We start from the raw sequence: 10,907 nt of genomic DNA, 5'->3' as shown, positions 1-10,907 counted from the left end.
TGCGCCACCTCCGCACCCGCCGCCCGCCACGCCCTGTCGCGCGTCAACACGACATGCCGCCGCCCCGGCAACGGCGCCGGGAAACTCTCGAACGTCTTGCGCCCCATTACCATCGGCTTGCCCATGGTCAGCGCCTTGAAACGCTTCAGGTCGGCCGGGATATGCCAGGGCAGCGCCCCGTCGCGCCCGATCACGCCGTTCTCGGCGCGGGCCAGCACCATCACGATCATATCGCCACCGGCGCCTTGATATGCGGCTGGGGAGCGTAATCGTGCAGCACGAAGTCCTCCGCCTCATAGCCGTCGATCGCATCCGGCCGGCGCAGGATTTCCAGCCGCGGCAGCGCGCCGGGCTCGCGCGCCAGTTGCGTGCGCGCCTGCTCCAGATGGTTCAGGTACAGGTGGCAGTCGCCGCCGGTCCAGATGAACTCGCCCACCGCCAGCCCGCATTGCTGGGCCAGCATGTGCGTCAGCAGTGCATAGGAGGCGATGTTGAACGGCACCCCCAGGAAGATATCCGCCGACCGCTGATACAGTTGCAGCGACAGCCGCCCATCCGCGACATGCGTCTGGAACAGGCAGTGGCACGGCGCCAGCGCCATCGCATGCAGGTCGCCGGGGTTCCACGCGGTCACGATCTGCCGGCGCGAGGCGGGCTGGGTCCGGATCTGCTCCACCAGGTCCCGGATCTGGTCGATATGCCGCCCGTCCGCCGCCACCCAGTCGCGCCACTGCTTGCCGTACACCGGCCCGAGATCCCCCGCCTCGTCCGCCCACTCGTCCCAGATCGAAACCTTGCGCTCCTGCAACCAGCGCACGTTCGTGTCGCCGCGCAGGAACCACAGCAGCTCGACGATGATCGATCGCAGATGCAGCTTCTTGGTGGTCAGCACCGGAAAGCCCCGGGCCAGGTCGAAGCGCATCTGGTGCCCGAAGACGGACAGCGTCCCCGTGCCCGTCCGGTCCATCTGGCGACTGCCGGAGGTGAGCACACGGTCCATCAGATCAAGATATTGGCGCATGCCCGCCTGCGTAGCGGTCCGCACCGCGCTCGTCCATTATGGTCGGGCTTGCACGTGCACCCCGCGCCGCGACCCGGCAGGGCAAGGGGTGCCGCCACCGCCCCGCCTGTTCCTGCCCGACGCTGCGCAAATTCTGCATCGCGGGCTCGCGGACGCCCGGTTCGAGCTGGTCGCGATCGGCTATTTCGATCCGCAATGGAGATTGTTGGCGCTCCGCCACGTCGCCGGCCATGCGGACGGCGTACACCTGCCGATCCGCCGCATCGCACGCGACGCGCTGCTGTTCGGCGCCGCCGCCGTGATGCTGGCCCACAATCATCCGGACGGCGATCCGCGCCCCAGCATGGCTGATCTGCGCTACACCCGCCGCCTGGCGATCGGGCTCGATACTCTCGACATCAGGCTCGCCGAACACTGGATCGTCACCGCGCACGCCATCACCAGCCTGCGCGACGAAGGCCTACTCTGACCCCTGCTTCATTCGACAGGGTCGGATCGCCTCGGGCTCGGGCCTTGGCCCCACCGCGCGGAACGTCGCCAGATACCCGCCGGCCGAGGGCATCTCCATCATCGCGACCTGCTGGAAACCCACCGCCTCAAACTCGCATTTCAGCAGCGCGGGCGGCGTGCCGTGGTCGCGCGTTGCGCGCTTGGCATCCACCACCACGACCAGCCCGTCCTTGCGAAGCGACGGGAACAGCCGCCACAGGAATTCATAGGGCTGCGCGATCTCATGATACATGTGGACCATCAGCACCCGGTCGAAACTGTTGTCGGGCAGCTTCGGGTCGGCCGGCTCGCCCAGCCGCACGCTGACATTGTCCAGCCGCTCGCGCGCCACGCGCTCGGCCAGGCTGTCGCGCGTGTCCGCCATGATGTCCTCGGCCAGCACCCGCCCCTCGGGGCCGACGCGCGTGGCCAGGCGCACCGTGTAATAGCCCTCGCCCGCGCCGATATCGGCCACCGTCATGCCGGGGCGGATCTGCGCGCGGTTCATCACCGTATCCGCCTCGCGCAGCCGGTCGCGCGCATCCTCGTTCGACCAGCGCGACGACACGATATGCGCCACCGGGCGGTCCGCCGCGGGGAACGGGCCGGGCTTGTCGGGCTCGTTCTTGATCAGCGGCTTGGACCCGTCGCATCCCGCAAGAAGGAGGACCAGGACGAGAAGGGCGGGCAAGCGCGACACGTTAGTCGACGTCGTCCACCGCCACCGTCTCTCCGGTGACGCGCTGCGACAGGGCGGCGGCCATGAAGTCGTCCAGCTTGCCATCCAGCACGTCGCCGGGCGCGGTGGAGGTCACGCCGGTGCGCAGGTCCTTCACCAACTGATAGGGCTGGAGGACATAGGAACGGATCTGGTGGCCCCAGCCGATATCGGTCTTGGTGGCGTTCTGCGCATTCGCGGCCGCCTCGCGCTCGGCCAGTTCGCGCTCGTACAGGCGCGCGCGGAGCTGGTTGTACGCCTCGGCCTTGTTCTTGTGCTGCGAACGCTGGTTCTGGCACTGCACGACGATGCCGGTCGGGATATGCGTGATGCGCACCGCCGAATCGGTCGTGTTGATGTGCTGACCGCCCGCACCCGATGCGCGGTAGGTGTCGATGCGCAGGTCACTTTCGTTGTAGTTGACCTCGATATTATCGTCGATCACCGGATAGACCCACACCGAGGAGAAGCTGGTGTGCCGCCGCGCCGACGAGTCATACGGGCTGATCCGCACCAGCCGGTGTACGCCCGATTCGGTCTTGGCATAGCCATAGGCGTTCTCGCCCTTGACCAGCAGCGTGGCGGACTTGATCCCCGCCTGCTCGCCCGCATGATAATCGACCAGTTCCACCTTCATGCCGTGCCGCTCGGCCCAGCGCGTGTACATGCGCTGCAACATCTCGGCCCAGTCCTGGCTTTCGGTGCCGCCGGCTCCGGCATTGATCTCCAGATAGGTGTCGTTGGCGTCGGCCTCGCCGTTCAGCAGCGCCTTCACCTTGTCCGCCTCGGCACGCTGCGCCAGTTCCGCGAGCGACCGCGCGCCTTCGTCGGCAAGCTCCTGGTCGCCCTCGGCCTCGGCCAGCTCGATCAGTTCGACCGTGCCCGCCATCTCGCTCTCGATCGCGCGCGTCGCCGTGATCGCCTCGTCCAGCCGGCGGCGTTCGCGCATCACGTCCTGCGCCTGCTTGGCATCGTTCCACAGCGTCGGGTCCTCGACCCGCGCATTCAGTTCATCGAGCCGACGCAGCGCGCGGTCCCAATCGAGGGACTGGCGCAACAGCGCCAGCGCATCGTTGATCGAATCGACATGAGCCTGCGCTTCGGCGCGCATGAAGTCTTCTCCTGTGTGGTCGTGCGGGGATGCCCGAGAAACGTCGCGGGCGGATCGGCCGCACGGCCGGCAATATATAGGTACGCGCGCTAGTAGATTCCGCCTTCTCTTTGCAAGAAGTCGCTGTCGCGCGGTGGTGGAGCGGTACGCGTCGCCACCGGCGTCGCGGTCGGCGTGGGGCCCGGCCGGCGGCGCGCCCGGCGCGGCTCGCTGGCGGGTTTGAACGCTTCCCAGATCACGCCGGGCTTGGGGTCGTTGCCGGTCGGGAAGGTGCCATAGACCGGCCGCCCGCTGCTCCGGTCGATCCGCACCATGCGGATACCGGCCGGCGCACGGAAGGGCAGCTTGTCCATCCCCTCATAGGCCTTGGCGGCGAACTGCTTGAAGATCGGCGCGGCCAGCGTGCCGCCCTGCGCATATCCACCCAGATTACGCGGGGAGTCGTACCCGATATACAGCCCGCCGACGAATTGCGGCGTGCCGCCGATGAACCACACGTCGGTGGGGCCATTATTGGTGCCCGTCTTGCCGAACATCGGGCGGTCCAGATCGCGCAGCACGGTGGCGGTGCCGCGCTGGATCACGCCCTCGGTGATGTGGACCATCTGGAATGCGGTCATCGCATCCAGCACCTGGCGCTGGCGGCTTTGCGGGCGCGGCATCGGCTTGCCGTCATAATCGCGCGCATTGCAGCGATCGCAGGCGCGCCAATTCTCCGGCCAGATCACCTTGCCGTGCCGGTCCTGCACGAAGTCGATCAGGCTGGGCGCACCGCCCCGGCCATTGTTCGCCAGGATTGCATAGGCATTGACCATCGCCGACACGGTCGTCTCGCCCGCGCCCAGCGCATAGGACAGATAGGGCGGGAAATCGCCGATCCCCATCTTCTTGATCGTGGATACCACGCGCGGCATGCCGACGGTGGCGGCGGTGCGCACCGTCATCAGGTTGCGCGACTGCTCGATGCCCCAGCGCATCGTGTGCGGCCCCGCCCCGCGCGACCCGCCGAAGTTGCGGAAGCATTTGGTGCCCAGCCGCGCCCCCTGATCGACGCAGAACGGCCCGTCCACCACAATCGACGCCGGCGTCATGCCATTGTCCAGCGCGGCGGAATACACGATCGGCTTGATCGTCGAACCCGGCTGGCGCTGCGCCTGGGTGGCGCGGTTGAACGCCTGCAACCGCGCATCGAACCCGCCCTGCATCGCCAGCACCCGGCCGCTTGCCGGTTCCTCCACCACGAAGCCGCCGGAAATGCGCGGGATCGACCGCAATGCGAAGTCGCTGCCCGACGGTGCCACCGCGACAATGTCGCCCGCCTTGAGTGCCGCAAACGCGGTGCCGCCCTTGCCACGCACCGGCATCTGCGCGTTGGCGCGCGGCAAGCTGCCGGTTCGGCCATTGGCGAAACCGATCGACCATTCGCCACCCTCGCGCGCGATCAGGATGCCGGCCCGCCAATCCTCGTAATCGACGCCGATATTGGTGTTCAGCAGCGCCTGCAGCCATTTGTCGCCATCGATATCGACATGCCGGATCGGCCCGGACCAGCCGCGCCCGCCATCATAGCGGATCAGCCCGTCGCGCAGCGCCTTGGCGGCCAGATCCTGCAACCGCGTGTCCAGCGAGGTGCGGACCCAAAGCCCGCCCGAATAGACGCTGTACGGCCCGTCCTTTGCGGTCTCGCCGAACTTGCCGAGCAGTTGCCGGCGCACTTCCTCGACGAAATAGCCGCCCACCGTCTCATATTTCGATGTCCGGCGCAGCACGGTGCCCAGCGGCTCGGCATTGGCGCTTTCATATTGCGCGCGCGTGATGAAGTTGTTCTTCAGCATCTCGCGCAGCACATAGTTGCGACGCGCCAGCGCCCGGTCCGGATGGCGGACCGGATCGTAATTGGACGGTCCTTTGGGCAGGATCGCCAGATAGGCGAGTTGGCCCAGCGTCAGTTCGTCCAGCTCCTTGTCGAAATAGGCATGCGCCGCCGCTTCCACGCCGAACGCATTGCGGCCCAGCGCGATCTGATTGAGGTACAGCTCCAGGATCTGCGGCTTGGTCAGCGTATCCTCGATCTTGTACGCCAGGATCGCCTCGCGCACCTTGCGGGTCGGGGAATAGGCATTGCCGATCAGCAGGTTCTTGGCGACTTGCTGCGTAATCGTCGATCCGCCCTTGGCGCGCCGGCCGCTGCCGAACTTCTGCACATAATCCAGCACCGCGCCCGCCAGGCCCGGATAATCGACGCCGCCATGCTCGAAGAACGTCTTGTCCTCGGCGGCCAGGAACGCGCGGATCAGCATCGGCGGATATTCGGCGTAGGACAGCTCCACCCGCCTCTCGCGCGCATAGGACTGGATCGGCGCGCCATCGATGCCGCGCACATGCGTCGGCAGCGGCGGCTCATAGGCTTTCAGTGCATCGACCGAAGGCAGGTCGCGCATGAACACGACCCAGAACAGCCCCGCGCCGATCGCGGCCAGCACCGCGAATGCGGCGAGCGCCTTGACCCACCAGCGCGCGAAAAGGCGCCGGCGCGGGGTCGGGGATGCAGCGGAGGAAGGATCGGACGCCATGTTACGATGCCGGCGTGTAGCAGGTTCGCACCCGCTTGCCACCCATCAGCGGTCGTCGCCCCGGGGCGCCGCGTCGAACCGCGCGCCGACATGCGCCCTACCCCGCGCCCGCGCCAGCATCTCCTGCCGGTGCCGCTCCGCCGCGCTCGCCCGCGCCGCGTCGTCGCGCACGCCGTGACAGGCAGGGCAGGACACCCCTTCCTCATACAAGGGCGATGCGCGATCCGCCGGGCTCACCGGCAGCCGGCAACCATGACACAGCAGATGCTCGCCCTGTTCCAGCCCGTGGCGCACCGCGACGCGGTGGTCGAACACGAAGCATTCGCCCGACCAGCTACTCTCGTCCTCGGGCACGGTTTCCAGATATTTCAGGATGCCGCCATCCAGATGATAGACCGCATCCACCCCTTCCGCCTTCAGGAACGCGGTCGCCTTTTCACAGCGTATACCGCCGGTGCAGAACATCGCGACACGCGCCTTGCCGGCCAGCAATTTGTCGCGATGGTCGCGAAACCATTGCGGAAAGTCACGAAAGCTCGCGGTGCCGGGGTCGACCGCATTGGCGAAGGTGCCGATCGCCACCTCGTAATCGTTGCGCGTGTCGATCACCAGCGTATCGGGCTCGGCGATCAGCGCGTTCCAGTCGGCGGGCGCGACATAGGTGCCCACTTCGCGCGTCGGGTCGATGCCGGCCACGCCCATCGACACGATCTCGGCCTTCAGGCGCACCTTCAGCCGGTGGAACGGCATCGCCGCGGCGGTCGAATCCTTCACCTCCAGATCGGCACAGCCCGGCAAGCCCCGGATATGCGCCAGCACCGCCTCGACCGCGTCGTGGCCGCCCGCGATCGTGCCGTTGATCCCCTCGCCTGCCAGCAGCAGCGTGCCCTTGATCCCGGCCGCCTCCGCCACCGCGAGCAGCGGCAACCGCAACGCGGCGGGATCGGGGAAGCGGGCAAAGCGGTACAGGGCACAGACGCGGATCATGACGCCGCGCGCTTTACGGCGTTGTGCGGATGTTATCCACTTCGATCAGCGCGCCGCCATTTTGCGCGCGAAATGGATCTCTACCGCGCGCGTCACGCTTTCCGCGATTTTCTCCCGTCCCTCGCGGCTGTCCAGAAATGCGGCGTCGCGCGGGTTCGAGATATAGCCCGTCTCGAACAGGATGGAGGGCATGTCCGGCGCCTTCAGCACCATCAGCGATGCCATGCGGTGGAACACCGTCTTGGTCGGGATCAGCGGCCTTGCCTCGCGCCCCAGCAACCGGGCGAACCCCGCGGAACTGTTCATGGTTTCGCGCTGCGCCAGGTCGATCAGGATCGACGAAACGTCCGCCGCCTCGTCGCCCAGGTCGACGCCTGCGATGACGTCGGCCTTGTTCTCCCGCGCCGCCAGCCGCGCCGCCTCCTTGTCGGACGCCACCTCGGACAGCGTGTACACCGACGCCCCGCTCGCATCCCCGGAGCCCACGCTGTCACAATGCACAGAAATAAACAAATCCCCATGCAACCGCCGCGCGATGCCATATCGTTCGCGTAGAACGAGATAGCGGTCGTCGCCACGGGTCAAAGCCACCCGCACGCGTCCGCTTTCCAGCAGCTTGTCGCGGATCGCCTTGGCGATCTTCAGCGTCACGTCCTTTTCGCGCAGGCCCGTCTCCGGATTGATCGCACCGGGATCGACGCCGCCATGCCCGGCATCGATCACCACCAGCGGCCGACTGTCATTGCCGGCGACGCGCGGCAATGGCTGTGCCTTGCTCGGCGGCGGCACCGGAATGGACAGCTTGTAGCGCGGCTCGCTGCCGAAGCGGAACGGGAAGAAGTCCAGCGCGCCGCCCAGACTGGCCTGGGTGTAGCCGGCGGGCACCGCCTGCAGCGAAAGCGTCAGCTCGCGCCCCTCGCCGTCGAAACCGCCGTCATGCACCACCGCATCCTGCGCCAGTTGAAAGGTGATGCGCGTCGTATCGGGTGCGATGCGCTGCTGCTCCACCCCGCGCACGAAGCCGTCGCGGACGCGCAAATGGCCGGGTGACGCGCCGACCACGTCCACCGCGATGCGCCGCGGCCCGCTCGGCACCACGCTGCGCGCGCGCTCGACCGCGCCGTCGAAACGGATCGCGATCCGCCCCTCCTCCACGCGAACGCGCTCAACCACCGCGGCCAGCGCGGGGCCGGGCAGGAACCACCCGAGAAGAAGAACCAGCAGCGTCGCCATGCCCCTTCGGTCATGCCGCGATCCGGTCCTGACGGTCCAGCGAAAAGCCATCAACGCACTACCCTTTTTCGACCCTTCGATCGATCGGGCGAGTATAAACCTGCCTACCTGTCTCTACGGTTGCGGAATGGGGTTAATCCGTCATTCGGCAAATTTTTGCCGGCAGGACCGGCCGAATCGTTCCGGTTGCGGTCATATCGCGGAGATGCTAGCTTCCGATAAGCCCCCTTGGGTCACGCCGTTTTCCGGCGCCGAAGGGGGTATCACGGCCCGCGCGATTTCCCGTCGCGGCCAACCAGGTTGACGCTCGCATGCCGCAATTGCCCCACTACGCTGACCGACCGGCTTTTGCCGGCGGGGTCGCGGCGTCGTGGGTCGCGCCCGGAACTCCCACCGGGCCGGCGCAGCGCGCAGACACATTCCGCCTACATCGTTGCGACCCGGCGCCCCGCGCCGCCGCACCCATTTACCGCGCGCGACGGCAGCCCACAGGCCCGGCGCGCGCGTGGAGACCATATAATGACCACGCGTATGCTGATCGACGCACGCCACCGGGAAGAGACCCGGGTGGCCGTCGTCAAGAATAACCGGATCGAGGAGTTCGATTTCGAATCCGCCGAGCGCAAGCAGCTCAAGGGCAATATCTATCTCGCCAAGGTAACCCGGGTCGAGCCGTCGCTTCAGGCGGCGTTCGTCGATTACGGCGGCAACCGCCACGGCTTTCTCGCTTTTTCTGAAATCCACCCCGATTATTATCAGATCCCCAAAGAGGATCGCGAAGCGCTGCTGCGCGAAGAGGCCGAGCATGCCGCCGAGGAAGCGGCCCTGCGCGCCGAACTCGACGCCGAGGATGACGAGGATTTCGACGGCGAGGACGATCACGACCATGATCCCGCCGATCACGACGCCGATCTGAGCGAAGGCGAAGAGGGCGAGGACGCCCCGCGCCCGAAAAAGGCCACCGTCAACGACGATCAGGTCGAGGCGCTGCGTGCGCGTCGCCAGTCCCTGCGCCGCCGCTACAAGATCCAGGACGTCATCCGCCGCCGTCAGGTGCTGCTCGTTCAGGTCGTGAAGGAAGAGCGCGGCAACAAGGGCGCGGCGCTGACCACCTATCTGTCGCTCGCCGGCCGCTATTGCGTGCTGATGCCCAACACCAGCCATGGCGGCGGCATCAGCCGCAAGATCTCGAACGCGGCCGATCGCAAGCGGCTGAAGTCGATCATGGCCGATCTCGCGCTTCCCTCGTCGATGGGCTGCATCGTCCGCACCGCCGGGCTTCAGCGCACCAAGACCGAGATCAAGCGCGACTTCGATTACCTTGCCCGCCTGTGGGACGGTATTCGCGATAAGACGCTGACCTCGTCGGCGCCCGCGCTCGTCTATGGCGACTCCGATCTCATCAAGCGTGCGATCCGCGACATCTACAATCGCGATATCGAGGAAGTGATCGTCGAGGGCGAGGAAGGATACAGCCACGCCAAGGACTTCATGCGCCTGCTGATGCCCGCGCATGCCCGCCGCGTGAAACAATATGCCGATGCCGTGCCGCTGTTCCAGCGCGCGCATGTCGAGGATCAACTGGCGGCGATGTACAACCCCGTCGTCCAGTTGAAGTCGGGCGGCTACCTCGTCATCAACCCGACCGAGGCGCTGGTCTCGATCGACATCAACTCCGGCCGCTCCACCCGCGAGCATAATATCGAGCAGACCGCCACCGCGACCAACCTTGAGGCGGCGCAGGAGATTGCCCGCCAGCTTCGCCTGCGCGACATGGCCGGCCTCGTCGTCATCGACTTCATCGACATGGACAATCATTCCAATGTCCGAAAGGTCGAGAAGGCGATGAAGGAGGCGCTGAAGAACGACCGCGCCCGCATCCAGGTCGGCCGCATCTCGTCCTTCGGTCTGATGGAGATGAGCCGCCAGCGCCTGCGCACCGGCGTGCTGGAGGCATCGACCCGCCAGTGCCCGCATTGCGAGGGCACCGGCCTCGTCCGCACCGCCTCGTCGTCGGGCCTGTCGGCGCTGCGGCTGATCGAGGACGAGGCCGCACGCGGCCGCGGTTCGATCCTGACGCTGCGCGCCAGCCAGGAAGCCGCGGTCTATGTGCTCAACAAGAAGCGCGCCGACATCGCCGAGATCGAGGAGCGCTACGGCGTCTCCGTCGAGATCCTGCCCGACCGCGAGGAAGAAGGCGCGCGCATGTCGGTCGAGGCGTCGGGGCCACCGCCGGCGCATCCGCCGCGGATCGATGCGCTGCTGCCGGTCGAGGAGGATGAAAGCGACCTGATCGACGAGATCGAGGAAGAAGAGGACGAGGTAGAGGTCGAGGAGCGCGCCGAGGAAGCAAGGCCGCGTGCCGAGCAGGGCGAGGGCGAAGGCAATGGTCGCAAGCGCCGCCGCCGCCGTCGCGGTCGTCGCGGTCGTGGCCAGGACGAGGCCCAGCAGGATGAGGCCGCCGAGGGCGAGGACGAGGCGGTCGACAGCGACGAAGCCGAGCCGGCCGAGGATGTCGATGCGGTCGAGGCCGACGCCCAGGACGCCGAGCCTGCAGCCGACGCCGAGGCCGGAGAAGGTCGCCGCCGTCGTGGCCGTCGCGGTCGTCGTGGTCGCGGCAACCGTGGCGAGGCGACCGTCGAGGCACAGGCGGACGAGCCGGTGGCCGACACCGCCGAGCCGGAAGCGGCCGAACCGGTCGAGTCGATCGCGGACGCCCTGCCCGAGCCGCTGCCGGTAGCCGAGCCTGAGCCGGTCGCCCCGGAAGCGCCTGCC

The 10,907-nt window shown here is 67.3% G+C and carries 9 protein-coding genes; 2 read left to right on the top strand and 7 right to left on the bottom strand.

What is annotated here, in order from left to right; translation table 11 throughout:
* A partial coding sequence (locus Q0U08_RS12720; RefSeq protein ID WP_298091764.1) for a dihydrofolate reductase occupies positions 1-230 on the bottom strand: 230 nt, incomplete at its 3' end.
* On the bottom strand, positions 227-1,021 hold the full coding sequence (locus Q0U08_RS12715) for a thymidylate synthase (RefSeq protein WP_298091763.1): 795 nt from the start codon (positions 1,019-1,021) through the stop codon (positions 227-229). The genes Q0U08_RS12720 and Q0U08_RS12715, both read right to left, overlap by 4 nt.
* Between Q0U08_RS12715 and Q0U08_RS12710 the strand changes: the two genes are divergently transcribed.
* Positions 1,020-1,490: a JAB domain-containing protein gene (locus tag Q0U08_RS12710; protein WP_298091762.1), complete on the top strand. Its 471-nt coding sequence runs from the start codon at positions 1,020-1,022 to the stop codon at positions 1,488-1,490. The genes Q0U08_RS12715 and Q0U08_RS12710 overlap by 2 nt on opposite strands.
* Here the strand turns inward: Q0U08_RS12710 and Q0U08_RS12705 are convergent.
* From Q0U08_RS12705 to Q0U08_RS12685, 5 genes are all read right to left on the bottom strand, one after another.
* Positions 1,482-2,210: a methyltransferase domain-containing protein gene (locus Q0U08_RS12705; protein WP_298091761.1), complete on the bottom strand. Its 729-nt coding sequence runs from the start codon at positions 2,208-2,210 to the stop codon at positions 1,482-1,484. The genes Q0U08_RS12710 and Q0U08_RS12705 overlap by 9 nt on opposite strands.
* Position 2,211: 1 nt before the next feature.
* Positions 2,212-3,339, bottom strand: a complete 1,128-nt coding sequence (prfB, locus tag Q0U08_RS12700; protein ID WP_298091760.1) for a peptide chain release factor 2 — start codon at positions 3,337-3,339, stop codon at positions 2,212-2,214.
* Positions 3,340-3,428: 89 nt separating this feature from the next.
* Positions 3,429-5,912 (bottom strand): transglycosylase domain-containing protein, encoded by a 2,484-nt coding sequence (locus Q0U08_RS12695; RefSeq protein WP_298091759.1) that lies wholly within the window; start codon positions 5,910-5,912, stop codon positions 3,429-3,431.
* A gap of 45 nt (positions 5,913-5,957) precedes the next feature.
* Positions 5,958-6,899 (bottom strand): rhodanese-related sulfurtransferase, encoded by a 942-nt coding sequence (locus Q0U08_RS12690; protein ID WP_298091758.1) that lies wholly within the window; start codon positions 6,897-6,899, stop codon positions 5,958-5,960.
* 45 nt (positions 6,900-6,944) lie between these two features.
* Positions 6,945-8,132, bottom strand: coding sequence for an N-acetylmuramoyl-L-alanine amidase (locus Q0U08_RS12685; RefSeq protein ID WP_298091757.1), 1,188 nt, complete (start codon positions 8,130-8,132; stop codon positions 6,945-6,947).
* Positions 8,133-8,651: 519 nt separating this feature from the next.
* Between Q0U08_RS12685 and Q0U08_RS12680 the strand changes: the two genes are divergently transcribed.
* Positions 8,652-10,907 (top strand): ribonuclease E/G (locus Q0U08_RS12680; RefSeq protein WP_298091756.1); only part of this gene is annotated, 2,256 nt, incomplete at its 3' end.

The organism is uncultured Sphingomonas sp. (assembly GCF_946477935.1).
Taxonomy (GTDB): domain Bacteria; phylum Pseudomonadota; class Alphaproteobacteria; order Sphingomonadales; family Sphingomonadaceae; genus Sphingomonas.
This window is presented reverse-complemented; position numbering and strand designations above follow the sequence as displayed.

Excerpts from the sequence above, each read along its gene's own strand:
- Q0U08_RS12710 (WP_298091762.1), top strand. The coding sequence starts at position 1,020 with ATGCCCGCCTGCGTAGCGGTCCGCACCGCGCTCGTCCATTATGGTCGG.
- Q0U08_RS12715 (WP_298091763.1), bottom strand. The coding sequence starts at position 1,021 with ATGCGCCAATATCTTGATCTGATGGACCGTGTGCTCACCTCCGGCAGT.
- prfB (WP_298091760.1), bottom strand. The coding sequence starts at position 3,339 with ATGCGCGCCGAAGCGCAGGCTCATGTCGATTCGATCAACGATGCGCTG.
- Q0U08_RS12695 (WP_298091759.1), bottom strand. The coding sequence starts at position 5,912 with ATGGCGTCCGATCCTTCCTCCGCTGCATCCCCGACCCCGCGCCGGCGC.
- Q0U08_RS12690 (WP_298091758.1), bottom strand. The coding sequence starts at position 6,899 with ATGATCCGCGTCTGTGCCCTGTACCGCTTTGCCCGCTTCCCCGATCCC.
- Q0U08_RS12685 (WP_298091757.1), bottom strand. The coding sequence starts at position 8,132 with ATGGCGACGCTGCTGGTTCTTCTTCTCGGGTGGTTCCTGCCCGGCCCC.